The organism is Enterobacter sp. 148H3 (assembly GCF_034107425.1).
GTDB classification, from domain to species: Bacteria; Pseudomonadota; Gammaproteobacteria; order Enterobacterales; family Enterobacteriaceae; genus Enterobacter; species Enterobacter vonholyi.
The window spans coordinates 81,159-102,658 of record NZ_JAWNEI010000012.1 but is presented as its reverse complement, the minus strand read 5'-3'; the positions used below and the strand labels follow the sequence as shown (position 1 = coordinate 102,658).

Below are 21,500 nucleotides of genomic sequence, written 5' to 3'. Positions count from 1 at the left end.
TATCAGTTGAGGCCGCGCACGGAGGAGATGAACTGCTTCAGTTCCGTGGTCTGCGGGTTGGCGAACAGCGTTTTGCTGTCGCCCTGCTCCCAGACTTTCCCCTGGTGCATAAACACCACGCGGTCGCCCACTTCGCGGGCAAAATTCATTTCATGGGTAACCAGTATGAGCGTCATCCCCTCGGCCGCCAGCTGCTCCAGCACTTTGAGCACTTCGCCCACCAGCTCCGGGTCGAGCGCGGAGGTGATCTCGTCGCAGAGCAATACTTTCGGCGACATCGCCAGCGCGCGGGCAATCGCCACGCGCTGCTGCTGGCCGCCGGAGAGGCTCGACGGGTAGTAATCCAGACGATCGCCGAGGCCAACCTTCTCCAGCATGCGCTGCGCCAGCTCGCGGCATTCGGCGGCGCTTTTCTTCAGCACCCGACGCGGGGCGAGCATCACGTTTTCCAGCGCCGTCATGTGCGGGAACAGATTGAAGCTCTGGAACACCATCCCCACCGAGCGGCTGATTTCACGCGCCTGGGAATCCCGGTCGGTAATGGTCATGCCGCCCAGCTTGATGCTGCCGTCCTGATAGCCTTCCAGACCGTTAATGCAGCGCAGCAGCGTGCTTTTGCCCGATCCGCTGCGCCCGATAATGGAGATTACCTGGCCCATGTCGATATCCAGATCGACGCCCTTGAGCACGTGGTTATCGCCGTAGTACTTCTGCACCTGATTAATGGTGATGAGAGGCATTGAATTTCGTCTCCAGATAGCGGCTGTAGCGCGACAGCGGATAACACAGAATAAAGTAGCCGAGCGCCACCAGCGCAAAGACCTTAAACGGCTGATAGGTCACGTTGGTCAGCATGGTCCCGGCCTTGGTCAGCTCGACAAAACCGATAATCGACGCCAGCGCGGTGCCTTTGATCACCTGCACGGCAAAGCCGACCGTCGGCGCAATGCCGATGCGCAGCGCCTGCGGGGCGACGACGCGAAACAGGGTCTGGCCGAAGGTCAGCCCCAGGCAGCGCGACGCTTCCCACTGCCCCTTCGGTAAAGCGCGAATGCAGCCGTACCAGATATCGAGCAGAAACGCGCTGGTGTAAAACGTCAGCGCCAGCGATGCGGCGGTCCACGGCGAGACGTCGATGCCGAACAGCGCCACGCCGAAGAAGGCCAGGAACAGCTGCATCAGCAGCGGCGTGCCTTGAAACAGCTCAATATAGCCGCGGATAATGCGCTTCACCGTGCGCCCGCCCGTCAGGCGCAGCAGCAGGAGCGGCAGCGTTACCACCGCCCCGCCGACGAACGCCACCAGCGACAGCAGCACCGTCCAGCGTCCGGCCAGCAGCAGGTTGCGAATAATGTCCCAGTCGGTAAAGGTGGTCATCATGCCTGCACCCCCAGCCATTTGCGTCCTGCCGCCATCATCAGCTGGCGCAGGGTTATCGACAGCGCCAGGTAAATCCCGGTTGTCACCAGATAAACCTCAAAGCTCAAAAACGTTCTGGACTGGATCAGGTTGGCGGCGAAGGTCAGCTCTTCATAGGAGACCTGCGACACCACCGACGAGCCGAGCATCACGATGATGCACTGGCTCACCAGCGCCGGGTAAATGCGCTGCAGCGCGGGCGGCAGCACCACGCGAATAAAGGTCTGCAGGCGGGTGAGCCCCAGCACGCGTCCGGCTTCCCACTGCCCTTTCGGCGTGACCTGAATGCCCGCGCGGATAATCTCGGTGCTGTAGGCGCCCAGGTTTACCACCATGGCCAGCAGCGCCGCTTCACCCGCCGTCATCTTCAGGCCAAGATTTGGCAGGCCGAAGACAATGAAAAACAGCTGTACCACAAACGGCGTGTTGCGGATGATCTCCACGTAGCCGCCCCAGATCCGGCTGAACCAGGTCGTGCGTCCGCTGCGGATCGCCGCCCCGAAAATCCCTATCGCCAGCCCGCCGACGGTCGCCATCACCGTCAGCTGAACGGTGACCCACAGCCCTGCCAGCAGCTCCGGCCAGTGCGGCCAGAGCGCGGAGAAATCAAGTTGCTCAGTCATCGGCTCAGGCGCCAAGGTTTGCCGGCAGCGGGGCCTTCAGCCATTGCTCAGACAGGCCGTTCAGCGTGCCGTCCTTGATGCCCTGCTCAATCAGCGCATCCACTTTTGCCTTCAGAGCCGGTTCGTTTTTCTTCAGGCCAATAAAGCACGGCGAATCTTTCAGCATAAAGCTCGGCACCGGGGCTTTATCCGCGTTCTGGCGCGAAATGGCCGCCACCACGAGGTTACCGGTTGCCACGTACTGCACCTGCCCCGACAGGTAAGCGGAGAGCGTGGTGTTATTGTCTTCGTAGCGTTTCACGTCCGCGTCTTTCGGCGCCAGTCCAGTCAGCACCATGTCCTCCACCGCCCCGCGCGTCACGCCGATGGTTTTTCCGCTCAGCGCGGCGGCGTCCTTCAGCTCGGCCCCTTTTGGACCAAACACGCCAAGGAAGAACGGCGCGTAGGCGCGGCTGAAGTCGATCACCTTCTCGCGCTCCGGGTTTTTACCGAGGCTGGAAATGACCAGGTCCACCTTATCGGTTTGCAGGTACGGCACGCGGTTGGCGCTGGTCACCGGCACCAGCTGCAGTTTGAGCTTCATCTGTTTGGCGAGATAGCGCGCCATATCGATGTCGTACCCCTGGGGCTGCAGATCGGTCCCCACCGAGCCAAACGGCGGGAAGTCCTGCGGAACGGCAATACGGATAGTACCGCGCTTCTCGATATCCTGTAGCTGGTCAGCCTTTGCCGGCAGCTGCGTGAAGAGGCATGCTGCCCCGGCCAGTGCAATCAACAATTTTTTCATGGTGCTTCCCCGTAACGTTAACATGAAACAAAAGATTCTTTGAATGTGATTTTGCAACTAATGTGCCAGATAAGGCGAAGCGGGAAATATTCTTGTAAAGCCTGATAAAATGCGGACGGGGCGGAAATGCTCTCCATTTTCGCCCCGCCATTACGCACCATTTTAATGCAAAGCACCAGCCTGATGCCCCATTATCGCTTTTCGAGCTCGTCCAGCTGCTGATAGAGGGAGGCAATATCGTGAATGCGCGGACGGCCTTTATCGAGGATCTCATGCAGGAAGGCGTTCGCCAGCAGGTTGATCAGACTGTTAACCGAGGAATAGCTGTCATAGGCCGAGACGCTATCCAGCGGGGCGCAGAGCTGCCAGCTGGCGAACGGAAACAGGCTGTGGGCCTGCGGCTCGCACATCAGCAGCACCGGAATACCGCTGCTCTGAAGCTGCTGCATCAGCGGGCGGATAATGCGCGAACGGCGGCGGAAGGCCATCATGACCACCAGATCGTCCGGCGTTAAGTCCACCAGCTCCTCGCTCAGGCTCTGCCCCGGCTGCGGCAGGACCAGCACCTGACCGCGCGCCTGCAGCAGCTGCTGGCGCAGGTGGAGCGCCGCCGGATAGGCGTTACGCATGCCGATAATCACGATCCGCCGCGCCTTCACCATGCAGGCCATGGCGTCGGCAAACTGCTGCGCGTCGAGGGCATTGATCCACTGGGTCAGGTTCGCCATCTCCTGCTTGTAGTGGCGTGCCAGCAGCGTGTTGCCCTGCACCGCGTCGCGATTATCGGTGAGCGGCATCCCGCTCTGGCGCAGGGTGCGCAGCTCTTCGCGCATGTCCTTATATTTCTCATAGCCCAGACGCTTAAACAGACGGCTCACCGTGGCTTTCGATACCCCGCTCAGCTGCGCCAGCTCGGCGCTGTTGTAGCTAATAAGATCGTCAAAATGATCAAAAATAAAGTCCGCCACCCGCTGCTCCTGCGGCGACAGCGACGGGTATTGTGCTTTCAGACGTTCATCCAGTTGTTCCATAGCGCCTCTGTAACTTTTGTTTCATTACATTTTGGTTTTCATTCTACCTTTCATTATACGTGCCAGTTTACTGAAACTTTTCTTTCAGAACTGGAACAGCTTTTGCAGCGCCTTGTGACTTTCAGGGTTACGAGGACTCTTCATGCAAAGTAATGTCTCCACACACGGTATGGCGGTTGCGCCGCACCACCTCGCCAGCCAGAGCGCGCTGACGGTGCTACGCGAAGGCGGCAGCGCGATAGAAGCGATGGTCGCGGCGGCGGCCACCATCGCCGTGGTTTACCCGCATATGAACGGGCTGGGCGGCGATGGCTTCTGGCTTATCGTGCCGCCGGAAGGCGACCCCATCGCCATTGACGCCAGCGGCGCGGCGGGATCGCACGCGACGCTGGCCGCCTACGATGGGCTCACGCAGATCCCCCATCGCGGACCGCAGGCGGCGCTAACCGTCGCCGGCACGGTCAGCGGCTGGGACGAGGCGCTGAAGGTTTCCCGTGAGATGACCGGCAAGTCGCTGCCGCTGGCCCGCCTGCTGGCCGACGCCATTGACTACGCGCAGAACGGCACGCCGGTCACGGCCTCTCAGGCTCACGCCACTGCCAGCAAGTTCGACGAGCTGAAGGATGTGCCGGGCTTCGCGGAAACCTGGCTGGTCGACGGCAAGCCGCCGCAGGCCGGGAGCCGCTTTTACCAGCCCGCCATGGCTACAACCCTGAGGCGCCTGGCGGAAGACGGTCTGGACAGTTTTTATCGCGGCCCGCTGGCGGACGTGCTGGCGCACGGCATGGAGACGCTGGGCCTGCCCGTTACGCTGGCCGATTTACACGCCCACGCAGCCCGACGCACCGCGCCGCTTAAGCTGCAGCATCAGCAGGGAGAGATCTTTAACCACGCTCCGCCGACGCAGGGGCTGGTCTCGCTGGCGATACTCGGCATCACCGACCGCCTGAACATGGCGGAGGCCGACGACGCCGAAACCCTTCACCGCATCGTTGAAGCCACCAAGCTGGCCTTTGGCCTGCGTGATGCCCACATCACCGACCCGCGCGAGCTGAAAATCGATATTCAGGATCTGCTGGATCCCGCCGCTCTGCAGGCGCTTGCCGAAAGGGTTGACGACGGCCGGGCCGCACCGTGGGGAACCGGAAAAGGCCCCGGCGATACGGTGTGGATGGGGGTGATGGACAGCAGCGGGCTTGCCGTGTCGTTTATCCAGAGTATCTATCACGAGTTCGGCAGCGGCGTGGTGCTGCCCGATACCGGCATCGTCTGGCAGAACCGAGGGGCATCATTCAGCCTCGATCCCGCCCATCTTCTGGCCCTCGCGCCGGGCAAACAGCCGTTCCACACCCTGAACCCGGCGGCGGCGCGTCTGAAGGACGGTCGCGTGATGGTCTACGGATCGATGGGCGGCGACGGACAGCCGCAGACCCAGGCCGCGATCTTTACCCGCTACGCGATTCAGGGCGTGCCTTTACAGGAGAGCATTTCCCGCCCGCGCTGGCTGCTGGGGCGCACCTGGGGACAAACCTCGGACACCTTAAAGCTTGAAGGAGGTTTTTCACCCGAGACGGTCGTGCGCCTGCGGGCACTCGGTCACGAGGTGGAGCTTTTCCCTGACTTTAGTGAAGCCATGGGCCACGCGGGCGCGATTGTCCGCCACCCCAACGGGCTGTTCGAAGGGGCATTTGACCCGCGCAGCAACGGCGCGGCCGCCGGATTCTGAGGAGAAAAAAAATGACGACACACCAACCCGACTGGCAGGCATACCTGGCGCAAATGGAAACTGTACTCGGCGTGACGCTGGATGACGCCCGCCGCGCCGAGCTGCAGCTGCAGTTCAGCCGCATAGCCACCATGGCCGCCCCGCTGATGGCGCTGCCGCTCGACGACCGTCTGGAGATTGCAGGAGTGTATAAAGCATGACGCTACACGAGATGAGTATCAGCGCGATCCAGCAGGCGCTAAGCGCTGGGGAGCTGAGCGCTCGCGAGATCGCCCAACAGACGCTGGCGGGGATTGCGCGCGTTAACCCGCAGATCGGCGCCTGGACCGCCGTGACGGAAGCACGCATGCTCGCTGAGGCCGACAATATCGATACCCTGCGACGGGAAAAGCGCCCCCTGCCGCCGCTGGCGGGCGTGCCCTACGCGGTAAAAAATCTGTTCGACGTTGCCGGTCACACCACCCTCGCAGGAGCCGAATTGTTCAGCCAGCGCCCTGCCGCCGCCGCTGACAGTTTTGCGGTGCGCCAGCTGCGCAGCGCGGGCGGGCTGCTGACCGGGATGGTCAATATGGACGCCTACGCCTACGGTTTTACCACCGAGAACAGCCACTACGGCACGACGCGTAATCCGCACGACCTGACGCGCATTGCGGGCGGGTCGTCCGGCGGTTCAGCCGCCGCGGTGGCCGCCGGGCTGGTGCACTTTTCGCTCGGCACCGACACCAACGGCTCGATTCGCGTTCCGGCCTCCCTGTGCGGTATCTATGGCCTGAAGCCCACCTTTGGCCGCCTGTCGCGATCCGGCAGCCATCCGTTTGTCGCGAGTCTGGATCATATCGGCCCCTTCGCCCGCCGCGTGTGCGACCTGGCGTCCGTGTATGATGCGCTGCAGGGACGGGATACCAGCGACGGTTTTCAGGCCGAGTGCTCCCGGGAACAGACGCGCCCCCTGCTCGATCGCGGGCTTGATGGCCTGCGCTGCGCGGTGCTCGGCGGCTATTTCACCACCTGGTGCGACGCAGACGCCAGAGCCGCCGTGGCGCGGGTGGCGAAGACGCTCGACGTGCAGGATGAGCTGCAGTTCCCTGACGCCGAGCTGGCGCGTTCCGCTGCGTTTATCATCAGCGCCTCCGAAGGGGGAAATCAATACCTGCCCGCGCTTCGCCATGAACCGGCGCGTTTTGAGCCGCACTCTCGCGAACGGCTGCTGGCCGGGGCGATGATCCCCTCAGCCTGGTATATTCAGGCCCAGCGGTTTCGCGCGCACGCCCGGCAGGCGTTCAAAACCCTGTTCGCGCAGGCGGACGTGCTGATCGCCCCGGCCACTCCGCGCAGCGCCACGCTGGCGGGCGCGCAAACCATGGAAATCAACGGTCAGCCGCTCCCCATTCGCGCCAGCATGGGGATGCTGACCCAGCCGATTTCGTTTTTGGGCCTGCCTGTGACCACCGTTCCCCTGCGCACCGCGCAGGGTGCGCCCATCGGCCTGCAGCTGATTGCCGCGCCGTTTAACGAGCAAGCCTGCCTGCGCGTCGCGCGGGTTCTGGAAGAGAGCGGCATCACCGATGCCCGTCCGGCGGAGATAGCAGCATGATGAATCACGATGACATTAACCTCCCGTGGGTGGTTGCCGAGGTGACCGCCGCGTTTTACCGCTATGAGGACGCGCTGTTAAGCAACAACGTTGCGGTGCTGGACGAGCTGTTCTGGCACGACAAAAACACGGTGCGTCTCGGAGCGGGTGAAAACCTGTACGGGATTGATGAAATCCGCGCCTTTCGGGCGGCGCGCCCGTCCGCCGGATTGCAGCGGACGCTGCGCCACACAGTGATTACCACCTTCGGGGAGGATTATGCCGTGTGCAGCACCGAGTTTACCCGCGCGGGGACGGAACGCATTGGCCGCCAGCAGCAGACGTGGGTACGGTTTGCCTACGGGTGGCGGATCGTGGCGGCGCAGGTGAGTTTGATGTCTTAGTCGTAGGCCGGGTAAGGCGCAGCCGCCACCCGGCTAAAGACGGCTCAGTTATTTCTGAAACGGATGCACCTCCCGCCAGTGGTCGGCAATCTGCTGGCGGGTACAGACCCATACCCGCTCGTGCTGCTGCACATAATCCAGGAACTTCTGCAGCGCGCGAAAACGCCCCGGTCTCCCCAGCAGGCGACAGTGCATGCCGATGGACATCATCTTCGGCGCGCTTTCTCCCTCTTCGTACAGCACGTCAAAACTGTCCTTCAGGTAGGTATAGAACTGCTCGGCCGTGTTAAACCCCTGCGCGGTCGCGAAGCGCATGTCGTTCGCATCCAGCGTATACGGCACAATCAGGTGCGGCTTTCGGGTGCCGTCGCTGCAGGCTACTTCCGTCCAGAAGGGCAAATCGTCGCCGTAGTAGTCGCTGTCGTAGTCAAAACCACCGTGCTCCACCACCAGCTGGCGCGTGTTGGGGCTGTCTCGTCCGGTGTACCAGCCCGCTGGCGGCTTGCCGAACAGGTCGGTCAGAACGTGCACCGCCTTATGCATGTGTTCGCGCTCCTGACTGATGTCCATGTTTTGATAGTGGATCCAGCGCCAGCCGTGGCTGACCACGTCGTAATCTGCGGCTTTGATCGCCTCAACGATCTCCGGGTGACGCGCCAGCGCCATCGCCACGCCAAAGACCGTTAGCGGCAGGCCGCGCTTTTGAAATTCATTGTGGATCCTCCAGAACCCGGCGCGGCTGCCGTATTCGTAGAGGGAGTCCATCGACATGTGTTTATCCGGGTAGCTGGCCGCGCCGATAATGTCCGACAGGAACTGCTCGGATCCGGCATCGCCGTGCAGAACGTGGTTTTCCGCCCCTTCCTCATAGTTGAGCACAAACTGCACGGCGATGCGCGCCTGATTCGGCCACCGCGCGTGCGGCGGGTTGCCCGCGTAGCCGCGCAGATCCCGCGGATAATCCTGTTCAAAAAGCCCCATTGCCACCCCCAAAAATTAAAATGGATTCAATGCCTGAAAATGCCCGCTTAACGGTTTGTTCTCCGGGAATGCCAGATCCCCGTGCTTGCTGGTCGACAGCCCCAGCGCCACCAGCGATTCCACCATCTTCACCGCCGCGCTGACGCCGTCGATCACCGGCACGCGCAGCTCGCGGGTCAGCTCCTGCGCCAGCGTTGCCATGCCGCCGCAGCCCAGCACGATGGCGCCACAGCCATCCTCTTTCAGCGCCTGTATACAGCGCGCGCGCACTTTTTCCTGCGCCAGACCGCTGCCATCCTCCAGCGCGAGCACAGGAAGGTCGATGGCGTGCAGCGCCGCGCAATGGTCCTGAAAGCCATACTGGTGCAACAGATGACGGGCAATAATCAGCGTGCGCGGCAGCGTGGTAACCACCGAAAAACGCGTCGCCACCAGCGTCGCCATGTGCATCGCGGCTTCGGCAATGCCGATAACCGGCCCCTGGGCCAGCTCGCGCGCCGCCAGCAGGCCCGGATCGCCAAAGCAGGCAATCACGTGACCCGACACGCCTTGTTCCCTGCCTTTTTTGATCTGTTCCAGCACACCGACGGCGGCGATGGCCTCATCAAAGTGGCCTTCTATGGACGGCACGCCCGCGCTCGGGCAGACCGCGAGGATCTCCGTCCCCGGCGCCGCCACCGCGCGCGCCGCCGCGCCGATGATTTCCGTCATGGCGAGGCTGGTGTTGGGGTTGATCACTTGTATACAGACAGACATTACGACTCCTTGTGGCCGGCAAACAGCCGGGCAAAATCAGGCAGGCACTCGCCCGCCCGCTCGAAGCAGAGGCTGGCGACGATATGTTCAAAATGGTGCATGAGGGCATCGCTTAATGGCTCAAGCGCCTTCTGGCGCAGCAGATCCACAAGCTGTTCGTGATCGTTGCAGCGGCAGCCCTGACGCCACGGCGCGCCCCAGGTGGCAATCACCAGCGAAGAACGCTGGCTCAGGCTGGTCACCATCTCAGTGAGCACCTGGTTGCCGGAGATGGCCTGCAGCTGAATGTGGAAATTGGCGGAGTGGCGAATCGCCGCCGGGCCGTCATAGGCCTCGTGCGCCTGCTGCTCCTGGCGAATAATGGTCTCCAGCGCGGCAAGGTGCGGCGGCTGGCAGTGCGCCAGCACGTCCGGAAGGTTAGCGACCTCCAGCAGCGCGCGGGTGCGAAAGATGTGTCGCGCCTCTTCCACCGTCGGGCTGGCGACGTGTGCACCACGCTTGGGCGTCAGGGTGACCATTTGCACAGCGGCGAGTCGTTGAAGCACCTTGCGGATGCCCGTGCGGCTTACGCCAAACACCTCGGCCAGCGCCTCTTCCGGCAATTTGCTCCCCGGCAGCAGCTGATGTTCGACAATCGCGGTCATCAGCGCCTGAAAGATCGATTCGTCTTTGTCATGCAGGTCTGGCGCGGTCTGCAGGGCGTTTATGTTGTTCATTCACCACTCCGTCTTTTACTCTTCGTTATCGAATCGTATACATAAAAATAAAATATTGCATACAAGATTTATTATTTTGGCCTGGATCCTGCAACACCGTTTGCACTCCCGCTTAACGGGTTTTCATTCACAGGAGCAGGTTTCATGCCAAACAGTCAAAACGCACAGCAAGGTACGGCCGCTGATTCCGGTGCGGTTTACAGCCCACGTCTTTGCAATGAGGATCTGGCACCGACGCGTGACCAGAACTGGAGCTGGTACAACATCTTTTCGTTCTGGATGTCGGACGTTCACAGCATGGGGGGTTATGTTGTCGCCGCGAGCTTCTTTACGCTCGGGCTGGCAAGCTGGCAGGTGCTGCTCTGCCTGCTGGTGGGGATTTGCATCGTGCAGCTGTGCGCCAACCTGGTGGCCAAACCAAGCCAGATGGCGGGCGTGCCCTATGCGGTGATCAGCCGTCAGGCGTTCGGCGTCTTCGGAGCCAATATTCCGGCGGTGATCCGCGGGCTGATTGCCTTCGCGTGGTACGGCATCCAGACCTATCTTGCCGCCAACGCCCTGATGCTGGTGGCGCTGAAGTTCTGGCCATCGCTCTCTTCGCTCACCGCCGGCGCGTTCCTGGGCCTGTCTCATCTGGGCTGGATCTGCTTCGCTATTATGTGGGTCCTGCAGGCGATGGTCTTCTGGCACGGCATGAGCGCCATCAAGCGCTTTATTGATATCGCCGGTCCAGCGGTCTACGTGGTGATGCTTGCCCTCGCAGGCTGGATTGTATACAAGACCGGTTTTGACGGGATCTCCTTTACCCTCGCCAGCAAATCCCTGAGCGCGGGCGAGCAGACCTGGCAGATGATCACCGCGACCGCGCTGGTGGTCTCCTACTTCTCCGGCCCGCTGCTCAACTTTGGCGACTTCTCCCGCTACGGCAAAAGCATGGGCGAGATCCGCCGCGGCAACCGCTGGGGCCTGCCGTTTAACTTCCTGCTGTTCTCCATCGTCACCGTAGTGATTGTCTCCGGCACCCAGTCGCTGTTTGGCCGCATGATCACTGACCCGATTGAGACCGTCAGCCGCGTGGGCAACGATCTGGCCGTGGCGATTGGCCTGCTGACGATGATCACCGCCACCATCGGGATCAACATCGTGGCAAACTTCGTCTCCCCGGCGTTTGATTTCTCTAACTGCTCGCCGCAGAAAATCAGCTTCCGCACAGGGGGCATGATTGCCGCCGTCGGCTCGATCCTGCTCACCCCGTGGAACCTGTTCAACTCGCCGGAGCTTATCCACTACACCCTGGACGTGCTCGGGGCGTTCATCGGCCCGCTGTTCGGCATTCTGATTGCCGACTTCTACCTGATTAAGCGCGGCAAGGTGTCGGTTGACGATCTGTTCGACGACACGCCAAAGGGTAAATACTGGTACCGCAACGGCTTTAACCCGAAAGCTATTGGCGCGCTGATCCCATCCGTTGCCGTGGGCCTGGTGATTAGCTTTATCCCGGCCCTGCATGAGGTGGCGAACTTCAGCTGGTTTATCGGCGTCTTCCTCGGCGGCGTGACCTACCGCTGGCTGGCGCGGGAAGATCGTGAGACGGCGGGCGCGACGTCGTTCAGCTCCCGCGTGGCAACGCAAAAAGAGTAACCCTCGTCCTCCGGCCGCAGCTTATCTGCGGCCCTTTCATTCTGGCACCGTTCTTGCTGAGCCTTCTCACCCCCGCTACGCAAACACGAAGGCAGGAACCATGATGGAATACCAGACTGCGATACGCGGTGCATTTTTTGATATTGCCCGGGTCTGCGACAGCGCAGACGCCATTGCTCAACACGCGCGCTACCTTGAGGACGGGCTGCTGTTTATACAGAGCGGAAAAATTCTGGCGCAGATGCCGTGGCAGGAGGGCGAGCAGTATCTTGACCCGCACAAAGGCTATACCGACCTGCGCGGCAGGCTGCTGCTGCCCGGTTTTGTCGACACCCACGTCCATTACCCGCAAACGGAGATGATCGGCGCCTTTGGCGAACAGCTGCTGGAGTGGTTGACCACCTACACCTTCCCGGTGGAGAGCCAGTTTGCCGATGAGGCCTACGCGAAAGAGATCGCCGAATTTTTCATACAGCAACTGGTTAGCAACGGCACCACCACCGCGCTGGTGTTTTGCACGCTGCATCCGGAATCGGTCGAAGCGCTGTTTACCGAGGCCCTGCGCCTCAACATGCGCCTTATCGCCGGAAAAGTGATGATGGACAGACACGCGCCGGACTACCTGAGCGAAGACGCGAAGCAGAGCTACCGGCAGACGCGGGCGCTAATCCAGCGCTGGCACCACCGGGGACGGCTGGGCTATGCCATTACGCCGCGCTTTGCCCCGACGTCATCCCCCGAGCTGCTTGCGGCGGTCAGCCTGCTCAGAGAGGAGTTCCCGGACACCTGGCTGCAGACCCACCTGAGCGAAAACCCCAACGAAGTGGCCTGGGTAAGCGACCTCTGGCCGGAGCATGAGCGCTATCTCGACGTGTATCACCACTACGGCCTGACCGGCGAGCGCAGCGTGTTTGCCCACGCGATCCATCTGCACCACAGCGAGTGGCAGTGCCTGCATGACACCGGCTCGGCGGTGGCGTTTTGCCCTACCTCTAACCTGTTTCTCGGCAGCGGGCTGTTTCGCCTCCCCGCCTGCTGGCAGCACAGGGTGCGGATGGGCATCGGCACCGACGTTGGGGCGGGCACGACCTTCAGCATGCTGCGCACGCTGGGGGAAGCCTACAAGGTCGGCCAGCTTCAAAGCTACCGCCTGCGCGCCAGCGAGGCGTTTTACCACGCCACGCTGGGCGGCGCGCACGCCCTCCGGCTGGACGATAAGATTGGCAACTTCACACCCGGCAAAGAGGCTGATTTTGTGGTCATCGATCCCGACGTGACGCCGCTGCAGCGCCTGCGCAATCGCCGCTGTCAGGATATCTACGAGCAGCTTTTTGTGCTGATGACCCTCGGAGACGAGCGCAACATCAGCGAGACCTGGGTCAACGGCGAGCGGGTGTGGTCAACTGCCCCGGTAGGTTGACCATCCGCCGGGGGCAATCACAAACGGCAGATGGAAATGCTCGTCTGCCGTTTCTCCCGTCACAAAATCAATTTGCGCACTGGGATAGAGCGTGTCGCGACCGGTTTCGCTAAACCATGCCCCGATCTCCGCCACCAGCCGATAGCGACCTGCGGGCAGAGAGGGAACGAACGCGGCAATGCGCCCTTGGGCGTTGGTCACGCCCGTGGCCAGCGTGCTCCCGTCCTGTTGCAGATGAACCGTTACGCCCTCCGCGGGCTTGCCCGTTGAGATATCGAGAATATGGGTGCTGAGTGTGCTCATTCGCTAATAACTCCTTCCAGCCGAAGCAGCGTAATTTCCCGCAGCTGTTCCAGCGCGGCACGGACTTCCTGCGCGTCGCTGTTCTCCAGCCGCGCGTGCAGGGCCCGCAATATCTCCTCGCCGCTGCGGCCCTTCGCGCGGATCAGAAACACGCGTCCGAAGCGGGCCTCATAGCGGGCGTTGCCCTCGCGCAGCGCCTGGGCAAGGTCAGCATCGCGATCGTTCACAGCGCCCTGCTCCTGACGCGACAGCGCCGCCTCTGCCGCTGAACCCGCGGGCTTTTCCCCGATGCGCGGATGGGCGCTCAGGGCCTGCGCCAGCTCCGCTTCGTCCCAGTTTTGCGTCAGCGCGTTTGCCGTACTGAGTAATTCGTCCCGGCTGGCGTATGGCCGCCCCAGAGCCAGCGCGTCGGCCCAGCCGGGTATCGCCACGCAGGGCAGAAGCAGCGTAAGAGCATCTTTCTCAGGAAGCTGATTGAAGTCGTGCAGTGCGATCATAGTGTCTCCTTTATTGTCCTTCTCCAGGCTATTGCACAAACCACGCCACCCTGAACGCGGGCGTGAAACAGTCGATTCCGTATAGCTCAACTGGAAATTTTTGATTCATAAAAAGGCACGCTCACCGCGTTTACGCACCTTAGCAGTGCAAACGTCTCCCTTACAACGCCGTTTTCGCCATGCTGCAGCCTGGTACGCAAATTGCTGAATGTCTTTACACCCTGCAAAAGGAGAGAAGCATGAAAGCAATCGTGATTGGCGCGGGCATTGGTGGCCTGAGCGCTGCCGTGGCGCTGAAGAAAGCGGGCATCGACTGTACCGTGTTTGAAGCCGTAAAGGAGATCAGGCCCGTCGGGGCGGCCATCTCCATCTGGCCTAACGGCGTGAAATGCATGCAGCACCTCGGCATGGGCGACATCATCGAGACCTGGGGCGGGCCGATGCGTTTTATGGCCTACAAGGATTACCGGCGCGGCGAGACTCTGACCCGCTTTAGCCTTGCCCCGCTGGTTGAGCGTACCGGCGGGCGTCCCTGCCCCGTCTCGCGCGCTGAACTCCAGCGCGAAATGCTGGACTTCTGGGGGCGCGACAGGGTGCAGTTCGGCAAGCGCGTGGAACACGTCCATGAAGACGACGCGGGCGTGAACGTCACTTTCACCGATGGCACCACGGCAACCGGCGATTTTCTGATTGCCGCCGACGGCAGCCACTCGGCGGTTCGCCCGTACGTGCTGGGATACACGCCGGAGCGCCGATACGCCGGGTACGTAAACTGGAACGGGCTGGTGAAGATTGACGAAGAGATTGCCCCGGCGCACCAGTGGACTACGTTCGTTGGCGAAGGCAAACGCGTGTCGCTGATGCCCGTCTCCGGCGGACGCTTCTACTTCTTTTTTGACGTGCCGCTGCCCGCAGGCCTGGCGGAAGATCGCACCACCCTGCGCGCCGATCTCACGGGCTACTTCCGCGGCTGGGCGCCGCCGGTGCAGAAGCTTATCGCGGCGCTGGATCCTGAAACGACCAACCGCATCGAAATCCACGATATCGAGCCGTTCGACAGCCTGGTGCGCGGCAACGTCGCGCTGCTCGGCGATGCCGCGCACAGCACTACGCCGGATATCGGCCAGGGCGGCTGCGCGGCGATGGAAGATGCCGTAGTGCTGGGGGAATGCCTGCGTGAAAACCATAATATTACGCTGGCGCTGCGGCAGTACGAGGCGCTGCGCTGCGACCGGGTGCGCGACCTGGTGCTGAAGGCGCGTAAGCGCTGCGACGTCACCCACGGGAAAGACATGGCGCTGACGCAGGCCTGGTATCAGGAGCTTAGCGAAGAGACCGGAGAGCGCATCATCAACGGTCTGTGCGAGACCATTCAGGGCGGCCCGTTAGGCTGAACGCAAGAGGGATAATGATGAAAAGAGAACCGACTCCACCCGCCCACTGTACGTTTGAGCCAGAGGACTGGCTGCGTCTGGCCAAATGCTGGCATCCGGTCGCGCGCGCCTGCGACGTCGGTCCGGCGCCGGTCAAAGCGACGCTGCTGGATGAACAGCTGGTGATTTACCGGATAAACGACCAGGTTGTGGTCGCCCGTGACGTTTGCCCGCACCGCGGCGTGCCGCTGACGCTCGGCTTTCACGATGAGCTCGGGATTATCTGCCCCTATCATGGTTTACGCTTTGGGGAGGACGGGCGCTGCAACCGTATTCCCTCCAGCCCCGACCAGCCCGTTCCGGCGAAGCTGAACCTGATTAACTACGCCGTGGAAGAGCGGTACGGGCTGATCTGGACCTGCCTGGCCTTTGATCCGGATAACCCCGCGCCGCTGCCCGCCATGCCGCACTGGGATGACGACGGATTTCAGCAGATTAACTGCCCGGCGTTTGAGGTAAACGGCTTTGCCGGACGTCAGGTAGAGGGTTTTCTGGACGTGGCGCATTTTGCGTGGATCCACACCGAAACCTTTGCCGACCCCAATAATCAGCTTGTACCTGCCTATCAGCCGCAGGAGACGCCGTTCGGCTTCGTGGCGGATTACTGGAGCTCCGTGAGCAACTATCCCGCCAGTTCGGACGTGCAGGCACCAGAAGGGTTCCAGTGGCTGCGCCATTTTGAAATGCACCTGCCGTTTACCGCTACCCTGACGATTCATTTTCCGGGTGAATCGCGGCTGGTGATCATGAACGCCGCGTCGCCCGTGTCGTCGCGCGTGACCCGCATGTTCGCCCCTATCGCCCGCAACTTTGACCTGCATATTCCGGTGGAGGATGTGCATGCCTTTAACCTGCGCATTTTTGAAGAGGATCGCCTGATGGTCGAAACCCAGCGCCCGGAAAGCCTGCCGCTGGATCTGACGCTGGAAGCCCATATTCCCGCAGATAAAAGCTCAATTGCCTACCGTCGGGGGCTGAAGAAGATGGGTTTTGGCGAATTTTTCCTGGTATGACGGAGGCCGATATGCTGAGCGTAATTGTTGACGGGCTGTGGCGTGAGGGCGACAAAAGCCTCGCCGTCAGGCTGGTGGCTGAAAACGGCGAAGCGCTGCCGGCGTGGCAGGCCGGCGCGCACGTTGATGTCCACCTGCCCTGCGGCGTGGTGCGCCAGTATTCACTGACCGGAGCATGTGGGGACGAGAGCTATCTTATTTGCGTGGGGCGTGAAACCGCCTCGCGCGGCGGGTCGCGCTACGTTCACGAGACGCTGCGTCCCGGGCAGAAGCTGATGATATCGGCCCCGCGCAACCTGTTTCCGCTTCAGCAGGCTGAGCGGGTTTTGCTGCTGGCGGCGGGCATTGGCATTACGCCGCTGTACGCGATGGCCCTGCAGCTGAAGGCGACCGGAACGCCGTTTACGCTGCACTATTACGTCAGAAACCGCGAAAGCGCGGCGTTTACGCGTGAACTCTCCCGGTTCGATGAGTGCCTCATTCATACCGCCAGCCCGCGCATAACGCTGGCAGAGCATCTCCCCGCGCCCGAGGCGGGGCTTCACGCCTGGATATGCGGACCGGCAGGATTTATGGAAAAAGTGTGTGAGGTCGCCACTGCAAAGGGATGGGATGACGCCCAACTTCACAGCGAGGCGTTTCAACCCGTTGCGCCCGCCGCAGGCGGTGAAACCGGGGAGATTTTCACGGTCAAACTGGCCTCCACCGGTGAGCGCTGGCCGGTGCCTGCGGATAAGACCATCGCCCAGGTATTACAGGAAAACGGGGTGGACATTCCGCTGTCATGCGAAATGGGAATCTGCGGCGCGTGCCTGACGCCGGTGATTGACGGCGTGGTGGATCACCGGGATAGCGTGCAGTCGGAGGCGGAAAAAAGCGCGACGAACCAGCAGGTGGCGCTGTGCTGTTCGCGAAGCCATTCCGGGGAGCTGGTGATTGGGCTGTAAAACGAAAAAAACCCTGCGATATTGCTATCGCAGGGTTTTCGAATTTGGCGGAAGCGTAGAGATTCGAACTCTAGAACCCTTTCGGGTCGCCGGTTTTCAAGACCGGTGCCTTCAACCGCTCGGCCACGCTTCCAAAGTGAGGCGCACTATAAACATCTATTAGCGCCTTGTAAAGCAGGAATTTTTCTATTTTTCCCCACAGGCGTTTGACTGCGCAAAAAGTCACCCAAACGCTGATTTCACATCACTCTCCGCGACCTTGTACATACCGTAACATAGCAACGCTCATCGTTTTAAAACGCTCTGGTATAGAATGCCACAAAAATAAACGGTCATTTGTTGTGTAATTGTTATAAATCTGAGTAGCCACAGATTTAGAAATTACTGCCATGCAGTGTTACTGGTTGATGATGAAAATCAAAAATTCGCTTTGCTTACATATCCTGATGGCGACGCTGGCCATTTTGTTTCTCTGTGTTCACCCGCTGGTGACGAGTTTCGATCCGCCGCTCACCTTCCAGCCGCTGATTAAATCAATGGCGGGTACGCCTAAAGAACAGGCGGAAAAAATTGCCACTATTTCTCATGCCTTAGAAGGGAATGCTATTTTCTTCATTGGCGCGTCTGAGGTTGCCACCTCAGAAGATGAACATTACGCTGTATATAATTACTTTAATAAGCAATTACACAAACCCGTCGTGGCGTATGGCGATGCGTTTGTCGATGATGAAACGCAATTTTTACTATTCTCACGCTTTAAAAATAGCCTTAACGCAAACAGTAAAGTTGTTTTGCTGCTGGCGCCTGACAGCTTTTACTCAAAAGGGCTGCCACCGGCTATTTATGCCGATAATTTCCCCGGCTCTATTTTTAATCCACTGATGAAGGATCCGCAGGCGCGCCCGCTGCTGGTTAATTATTTAAAGCATATTGATAGTAAAGAAATAAGCCATTTAACCTTTGGCCAAATGCGCGTCTTTGGCTGGCATCCCGATCTGATCTGGGACGAGCTGAGCTTCCAGTTTGCGAACGTCTGTACCATGATAAAAAACGACTGGCTGTCGCTGCTCAACATTAGGCCCCAGACGGTTCAGACCTGGCCGCCGCAGCCAGCCACCCACATTATCCCTGACTGGGATAAAGAGCTGGCGAATGCCCGCGAGTTAAATAAAAAACGCCAGCAGAGCGCGGCCACCCTGTGGATGGACAAAACGATTTACGAAGAGGACGGTACGCGGCAACAGTGGGACGACACGCCGGTCGTGCCTGCGCAAATCACCGCTTTCAGTAAAACCGTCCAGCTGCTGAAAGAACATCACGTGCAGGTGATTGCTATCGTCGACCCGGTTAACCCCTGGGCGCTTTACAACACCGATACCTTCCGCCCGGTTGATAAGCAAATTAAAACCATTCTGGAAAAAAACCAGATCCCCTATTTAGATATGTACGCCATGCCTTATCAGAATGGCTGGAACTGGGATCGTTTGCACCCTTCCGAACTGGCCTGGGTTCCTATGATTCACTTTATTGCACAGAGTTTTAAATGATGAAAATTGCGATCCGTCTTTTTTTCCTTTATCTCCTGCTGGCGATTACCGTCGTCGCGTGGACCTCTGTCGATGACAGCATGAGTATGCAGCTGCATTTTGAATATCAAAAATTCTGAGGCCGAATGATGTATAGCTCAGGAATGTTTTTTGTTTATTTGTTTTCATCCGCGCTGGCGTTTGCGCTGGTCAATCGCGTATTACGCCATCGCCTGACGTATTTATCGGCCTTATCCGTCCTGGCCGCATTAGGCTGGGGCTATATTTTTCAGGGTGATTACCGTGTTCCCGCGGTCGTCTTTTTTAGTTTTTACCTTGTCGCCGCGTTAAAAGAAAAAGGATGGTTAAAAACCTGGCAGGCGATTGTGTTAACGCTGCTTCCTTTATTTTTGGTGAAACTGCACGTTAATCATCATCTCGGCATGATCGGCCTCTCTTTTATGACGTTCCGCGCGGTAGACGTACTGCTCTATCGCAGTAAAAAAGAAGGGCAGAATTTCCTGCACTATTTCTGCTATCTGTTTATGCCCTTTATTATTCTGGCGGGCCCAATGTACCGCTGGCGGACATGGATGAGCGACGTCAGCAAGCCCGTCTTTGCCCTTACTCGCGAACAGTTTTTAGTGGCGCTGGAGCAAATCATTACCGGCATTGTCCAGAAGTTCCTGTTTGCGATGCTGGTTGACTCACTTGTCGTGCAGCCCTGGAGCCATAAGCCGTTTACGCTGACCGTGGGCGTGGTGATGTCGATTGCCTATAGCGCCTATCTGTACTTTGATTTTGCGGGCTACAGCAATATGGCCATCGGCGCAGGCCGCCTGTTTGGACTCAACATTCCGGCAAACTTCAATATGCCGCTTCTGGCAAAGAACCCGCAGGATTTCTGGCGCCGCTTCCACATCAGCCTGTCTGAATGGCTGCGCGATGTGGTCTTTATGCCCGTTTATATGAACCTGATGAAGTTCAACTTTTTCCGTCAGAACAAAACGCTGGCGCAAAATATCGGTATTTTTTGCACCCTGTTCTGCATGGGGGCATGGAATGGCCTGGAACGCCATTACGTCATCAGCGGCGCGCTGTTTGGCGCGATTTCCGTCACTCATAACATGCTGCTGTGGTTAGCCAAACGCAGCCCGGCATTGCACCGGGGCTTGCAGTATCCGGCCGTTGCATTTTTGGGACGCATTCTGACGCTGGGAAGCGCCGCGGGCTCCCTTTACATCTTTAGTGGAATGTCACCTCTATGAAAAATCACTCCGATCTTCAGGAAATGCACGATTTCTTGCGTGCGGCATTATGCGATCCCGCCTCCCCGCAGCAGCTGGCCATCAGCGGCAGCGACGAAGCCTTAAGCTGGCTGCAGCTTTCCGCGGCCGTGACGGACTGGGCGCAGCGCTATCAGCGTTGCCAGCCTGTTGCCGGTACGCCGGTCGTCTTGTACGGACACCAGCAGGCCGAGTTCGCCGTGGCGATTTATAGCTGCCTGCTGCACAACATTCCGTACATTCCGGTGGACTGCATTTACCCGCAGGAGCGCCTGCGGGAGATCTGCCATCTGGCCAGCGCCCCTTACTATTACGACGTCGCGACCCGGCAGTTTATCGCCACCGGTGAACCGGGCAAGGTGCTGGAGGAGCAGGATTTGGCCTATATCATGTTTACCTCAGGCAGCACCGGCAAGCCTAAAGGGGTGCAGATTGGACGTGAAAGCGTATGGCACTTCATGAAATGGGTCAGCCAGGACTTTTCGCTGCCGGAAAAACCAGTGCTGATGAACCACGCGGTGTTCAGTTTTGACCTCTCCCTGATCCCTTTGCTGGCGAATCTGGCGATGGGTGGACACATCGTGCTGAACGCCAAAGAAGACATTCAAAAAGAGAACTGGCTGGAACGACTGAAAAGCAATGCCGTCTCCGCCTGGATTTCCACCCCCTCTTTTGCTTACCAGCAGCTGCTTTCCCCGCAGTTTAACAGCGAGTATTTACCTGAACTCAACGTCTTTATCTTCATTGGTGAAGTGTTGAATAAAGCGCTGGTTAAACAGCTTCGCCGCCGCTTCCCGCAGGCAAAAATCATTAACTCCTATGGTCCAACGGAAGCGACCATCGCGACCACCGTGGTTGAAATCACGGATGAGATCCTGAACAGCGACAGCGCCGTGCTGCCGGTGGGGGTCATGATGCCAGAGAGCAGAATGGAAATTTCCGCTGAAGGCGAGCTGATTATCTGGGGTAAAAACGTCATGCGCGGCTACCTGGGCCTACCGCAGGAGAACGCAGAAAAATTACTCCGTCGGGAAAATGAAGCATTTCGCGGCTACCGGACCGGCGATCTGGGCTATGAAGCGGGACTTATCTACTGCCAGGGCCGCAACGATAGCCAGGTCAAACTGAATGGCTACCGTATTGAAATTAACGAGATTGAAAACCGCCTGCTGGCCATGTCCGGCATCAACGAAGCGGTGGTTCTGCCGCTGATGAAATCCTGCGGCAGCGTGCTGCGCATTGCAGCGTTCTGCGTGACCGATATGGCGCCGGATACCATCAAAACGTCGCTGTCTAAAGTGGTTCCGCACTATATGGTGCCTTCACAAATTATCGTAAAAGACGCTTTGCCGCTGAATCCCAACGGCAAAATTGACCGCAAGCTGCTGGACGCTTACGCCCGCACAAATTAATGACTC

General features: G+C 59.6%; 22 protein-coding genes, 1 tRNA gene and 1 pseudogene. 13 read left to right on the top strand and 11 right to left on the bottom strand.

The annotated features are described in order from the left end of the window. Nucleotides 1–2: 2 nt before the first annotated feature. From USH94_RS17470 to hpxU, 5 genes are all read right to left on the bottom strand, one after another. On the bottom strand, nucleotides 3–740 hold the full coding sequence (locus USH94_RS17470; protein ID WP_008499843.1) for an amino acid ABC transporter ATP-binding protein: 738 nt from the start codon (nucleotides 738–740) through the stop codon (nucleotides 3–5). Continuing rightward, nucleotides 721–1,377, bottom strand: a complete 657-nt coding sequence (locus USH94_RS17465) for an amino acid ABC transporter permease (RefSeq protein ID WP_181574026.1) — start codon at nucleotides 1,375–1,377, stop codon at nucleotides 721–723. The genes USH94_RS17470 and USH94_RS17465 overlap by 20 nt, the downstream gene beginning before the upstream one ends. Next, on the bottom strand, nucleotides 1,377–2,042 hold the full coding sequence (locus USH94_RS17460; RefSeq protein ID WP_111964571.1) for an amino acid ABC transporter permease: 666 nt from the start codon (nucleotides 2,040–2,042) through the stop codon (nucleotides 1,377–1,379). Before USH94_RS17460 ends, USH94_RS17465 begins: the two co-directional genes overlap by 1 nt. A 4-nt stretch (nucleotides 2,043–2,046) precedes the next feature. Next, nucleotides 2,047–2,829, bottom strand: coding sequence for a transporter substrate-binding domain-containing protein (locus tag USH94_RS17455; RefSeq protein ID WP_023311064.1), 783 nt, complete (start codon nucleotides 2,827–2,829; stop codon nucleotides 2,047–2,049). Between the two features lie 191 nt (nucleotides 2,830–3,020). Then, nucleotides 3,021–3,860 carry a MurR/RpiR family transcriptional regulator HpxU gene (gene hpxU, locus USH94_RS17450; RefSeq protein ID WP_111964510.1) on the bottom strand — a complete coding sequence of 280 codons (840 nt, stop codon included), beginning with the start codon at nucleotides 3,858–3,860 and terminating at the stop codon, nucleotides 3,021–3,023. 142 nt (nucleotides 3,861–4,002) lie between these two features. Here hpxU and hpxW point away from each other — a divergent pair, with 142 nt between their 5' ends. The 4 genes from hpxW to hpxZ are packed head-to-tail and all read left to right on the top strand — an operon-like array spanning nucleotide 4,003 to nucleotide 7,563. Then, a complete protein-coding gene (gene hpxW / locus USH94_RS17445) occupies nucleotides 4,003–5,586 on the top strand; it encodes an oxamate amidohydrolase (RefSeq protein WP_111964511.1) in 1,584 nt (527 codons plus the stop codon). Between the two features lie 11 nt (nucleotides 5,587–5,597). Continuing rightward, a complete protein-coding gene (hpxX, locus tag USH94_RS17440) occupies nucleotides 5,598–5,786 on the top strand; it encodes an oxalurate catabolism protein HpxX (RefSeq protein ID WP_045334723.1) in 189 nt (62 codons plus the stop codon). Beyond that, nucleotides 5,783–7,180, top strand: coding sequence for an AtzE family amidohydrolase (locus tag USH94_RS17435; RefSeq protein ID WP_111964512.1), 1,398 nt, complete (start codon nucleotides 5,783–5,785; stop codon nucleotides 7,178–7,180). The genes hpxX and USH94_RS17435 overlap by 4 nt, the downstream gene beginning before the upstream one ends. After that, on the top strand, nucleotides 7,177–7,563 hold the full coding sequence (gene hpxZ / locus USH94_RS17430) for an oxalurate catabolism protein HpxZ (protein ID WP_111964513.1): 387 nt from the start codon (nucleotides 7,177–7,179) through the stop codon (nucleotides 7,561–7,563). The genes USH94_RS17435 and hpxZ overlap by 4 nt, the downstream gene beginning before the upstream one ends. Before the next feature lie 48 nt (nucleotides 7,564–7,611). Here the strand turns inward: hpxZ and puuE are convergent, their stop codons facing one another. The 3 genes and pseudogenes from puuE to USH94_RS17415 all read right to left on the bottom strand — a co-directional run bounded on the left by puuE (nucleotide 7,612) and on the right by USH94_RS17415 (nucleotide 10,016). Then, on the bottom strand, nucleotides 7,612–8,511 hold the full coding sequence (puuE, locus tag USH94_RS17425) for an allantoinase PuuE (protein WP_258525038.1): 900 nt from the start codon (nucleotides 8,509–8,511) through the stop codon (nucleotides 7,612–7,614). Continuing rightward, nucleotides 8,429–9,300 (bottom strand): annotated as a pseudogene (gene hpxA / locus USH94_RS17420) (allantoin racemase). The gene puuE and the pseudogene hpxA overlap by 83 nt, the downstream one beginning before the upstream one ends. Continuing rightward, entirely contained in the window at nucleotides 9,300–10,016 is a 717-nt protein-coding gene (locus USH94_RS17415) for a GntR family transcriptional regulator (protein ID WP_111964516.1), read from the bottom strand. The pseudogene hpxA and the gene USH94_RS17415 overlap by 1 nt, the downstream one beginning before the upstream one ends. 144 nt (nucleotides 10,017–10,160) lie before the next feature. Between USH94_RS17415 and USH94_RS17410 the strand changes: the two genes are divergently transcribed. Then, complete coding sequence (locus tag USH94_RS17410) at nucleotides 10,161–11,657, top strand: NCS1 family nucleobase:cation symporter-1 (RefSeq protein ID WP_111964517.1); 1,497 nt, start codon at nucleotides 10,161–10,163, stop codon at nucleotides 11,655–11,657. 100 nt (nucleotides 11,658–11,757) lie between these two features. Beyond that, a complete protein-coding gene (guaD, locus tag USH94_RS17405; protein WP_111964518.1) occupies nucleotides 11,758–13,077 on the top strand; it encodes a guanine deaminase in 1,320 nt (439 codons plus the stop codon). Here guaD and uraH read toward each other — a convergent pair. Both uraH and uraD read right to left on the bottom strand, forming a co-directional pair. After that, on the bottom strand, nucleotides 13,057–13,380 hold the full coding sequence (gene uraH / locus USH94_RS17400) for a hydroxyisourate hydrolase (protein WP_039266100.1): 324 nt from the start codon (nucleotides 13,378–13,380) through the stop codon (nucleotides 13,057–13,059). The genes guaD and uraH overlap by 21 nt on opposite strands. Beyond that, nucleotides 13,377–13,877 (bottom strand): 2-oxo-4-hydroxy-4-carboxy-5-ureidoimidazoline decarboxylase, encoded by a 501-nt coding sequence (gene uraD, locus USH94_RS17395; RefSeq protein WP_039266099.1) that lies wholly within the window; start codon nucleotides 13,875–13,877, stop codon nucleotides 13,377–13,379. The genes uraH and uraD overlap by 4 nt, the downstream gene beginning before the upstream one ends. Before the next feature lie 239 nt (nucleotides 13,878–14,116). Between uraD and hpxO the strand changes: the two genes are divergently transcribed. From hpxO to USH94_RS17380, 3 genes are read left to right on the top strand one after another with little or no spacing between them, the layout of a single operon-like run. Next, on the top strand, nucleotides 14,117–15,271 hold the full coding sequence (hpxO, locus tag USH94_RS17390; protein ID WP_111964519.1) for an FAD-dependent urate hydroxylase HpxO: 1,155 nt from the start codon (nucleotides 14,117–14,119) through the stop codon (nucleotides 15,269–15,271). Between the two features lie 14 nt (nucleotides 15,272–15,285). Further along, nucleotides 15,286–16,323, top strand: coding sequence for a molybdenum cofactor-independent xanthine hydroxylase subunit HpxD (gene hpxD / locus USH94_RS17385; RefSeq protein ID WP_181574024.1), 1,038 nt, complete (start codon nucleotides 15,286–15,288; stop codon nucleotides 16,321–16,323). A gap of 11 nt (nucleotides 16,324–16,334) precedes the next feature. After that, nucleotides 16,335–17,270 (top strand): PDR/VanB family oxidoreductase, encoded by a 936-nt coding sequence (locus USH94_RS17380; RefSeq protein ID WP_111964572.1) that lies wholly within the window; start codon nucleotides 16,335–16,337, stop codon nucleotides 17,268–17,270. Between the two features lie 45 nt (nucleotides 17,271–17,315). On the opposite strand, the gene USH94_RS17375 is transcribed toward USH94_RS17380, so the two are convergent. Next, nucleotides 17,316–17,403 (bottom strand) — tRNA-Ser (locus USH94_RS17375). Between the two features lie 277 nt (nucleotides 17,404–17,680). On the opposite strand from USH94_RS17375, the gene USH94_RS17370 reads away from it, so the two are divergent. The 4 genes from USH94_RS17370 to USH94_RS17355 are packed head-to-tail and all read left to right on the top strand — an operon-like array spanning nucleotide 17,681 to nucleotide 21,494. After that, nucleotides 17,681–18,817 (top strand): D-alanyl-lipoteichoic acid biosynthesis protein DltD, encoded by a 1,137-nt coding sequence (locus USH94_RS17370; RefSeq protein ID WP_111964521.1) that lies wholly within the window; start codon nucleotides 17,681–17,683, stop codon nucleotides 18,815–18,817. Continuing rightward, entirely contained in the window at nucleotides 18,814–18,936 is a 123-nt protein-coding gene (locus tag USH94_RS17365) for a hypothetical protein (protein WP_256371422.1), read from the top strand. Before USH94_RS17370 ends, USH94_RS17365 begins: the two co-directional genes overlap by 4 nt. A 9-nt stretch (nucleotides 18,937–18,945) precedes the next feature. After that, nucleotides 18,946–20,064, top strand: coding sequence for an MBOAT family O-acyltransferase (locus USH94_RS17360; protein ID WP_111964522.1), 1,119 nt, complete (start codon nucleotides 18,946–18,948; stop codon nucleotides 20,062–20,064). Further along, nucleotides 20,061–21,494, top strand: coding sequence for an AMP-binding protein (locus USH94_RS17355; protein ID WP_111964523.1), 1,434 nt, complete (start codon nucleotides 20,061–20,063; stop codon nucleotides 21,492–21,494). The genes USH94_RS17360 and USH94_RS17355 overlap by 4 nt, the downstream gene beginning before the upstream one ends. The last annotated feature ends 6 nt before the right edge of the window (nucleotides 21,495–21,500 follow it).

What these genes read in the sequence shown, in the direction of transcription:
- USH94_RS17470 (WP_008499843.1), bottom strand. Translation starts at nt 740, where the DNA reads ATGCCTCTCATCACCATTAATCAGGTGCAGAAGTACTACGGCGATAAC.
- USH94_RS17465 (WP_181574026.1), bottom strand. Translation starts at nt 1,377, where the DNA reads ATGACCACCTTTACCGACTGGGACATTATTCGCAACCTGCTGCTGGCC.
- USH94_RS17460 (WP_111964571.1), bottom strand. Translation starts at nt 2,042, where the DNA reads ATGACTGAGCAACTTGATTTCTCCGCGCTCTGGCCGCACTGGCCGGAG.
- USH94_RS17455 (WP_023311064.1), bottom strand. Translation starts at nt 2,829, where the DNA reads ATGAAAAAATTGTTGATTGCACTGGCCGGGGCAGCATGCCTCTTCACG.
- hpxU (WP_111964510.1), bottom strand. Translation starts at nt 3,860, where the DNA reads ATGGAACAACTGGATGAACGTCTGAAAGCACAATACCCGTCGCTGTCG.
- hpxW (WP_111964511.1), top strand. Translation starts at nt 4,003, where the DNA reads ATGCAAAGTAATGTCTCCACACACGGTATGGCGGTTGCGCCGCACCAC.
- hpxX (WP_045334723.1), top strand. Translation starts at nt 5,598, where the DNA reads ATGACGACACACCAACCCGACTGGCAGGCATACCTGGCGCAAATGGAA.
- USH94_RS17435 (WP_111964512.1), top strand. Translation starts at nt 5,783, where the DNA reads ATGACGCTACACGAGATGAGTATCAGCGCGATCCAGCAGGCGCTAAGC.
- hpxZ (WP_111964513.1), top strand. Translation starts at nt 7,177, where the DNA reads ATGATGAATCACGATGACATTAACCTCCCGTGGGTGGTTGCCGAGGTG.
- USH94_RS17415 (WP_111964516.1), bottom strand. Translation starts at nt 10,016, where the DNA reads ATGAACAACATAAACGCCCTGCAGACCGCGCCAGACCTGCATGACAAA.
- USH94_RS17410 (WP_111964517.1), top strand. Translation starts at nt 10,161, where the DNA reads ATGCCAAACAGTCAAAACGCACAGCAAGGTACGGCCGCTGATTCCGGT.
- guaD (WP_111964518.1), top strand. Translation starts at nt 11,758, where the DNA reads ATGATGGAATACCAGACTGCGATACGCGGTGCATTTTTTGATATTGCC.
- uraH (WP_039266100.1), bottom strand. Translation starts at nt 13,380, where the DNA reads ATGAGCACACTCAGCACCCATATTCTCGATATCTCAACGGGCAAGCCC.
- uraD (WP_039266099.1), bottom strand. Translation starts at nt 13,877, where the DNA reads ATGATCGCACTGCACGACTTCAATCAGCTTCCTGAGAAAGATGCTCTT.
- hpxO (WP_111964519.1), top strand. Translation starts at nt 14,117, where the DNA reads ATGAAAGCAATCGTGATTGGCGCGGGCATTGGTGGCCTGAGCGCTGCC.
- hpxD (WP_181574024.1), top strand. Translation starts at nt 15,286, where the DNA reads ATGATGAAAAGAGAACCGACTCCACCCGCCCACTGTACGTTTGAGCCA.
- USH94_RS17380 (WP_111964572.1), top strand. Translation starts at nt 16,335, where the DNA reads ATGCTGAGCGTAATTGTTGACGGGCTGTGGCGTGAGGGCGACAAAAGC.
- USH94_RS17370 (WP_111964521.1), top strand. Translation starts at nt 17,681, where the DNA reads ATGAAAATCAAAAATTCGCTTTGCTTACATATCCTGATGGCGACGCTG.
- USH94_RS17365 (WP_256371422.1), top strand. Translation starts at nt 18,814, where the DNA reads ATGATGAAAATTGCGATCCGTCTTTTTTTCCTTTATCTCCTGCTGGCG.
- USH94_RS17360 (WP_111964522.1), top strand. Translation starts at nt 18,946, where the DNA reads ATGTATAGCTCAGGAATGTTTTTTGTTTATTTGTTTTCATCCGCGCTG.
- USH94_RS17355 (WP_111964523.1), top strand. Translation starts at nt 20,061, where the DNA reads ATGAAAAATCACTCCGATCTTCAGGAAATGCACGATTTCTTGCGTGCG.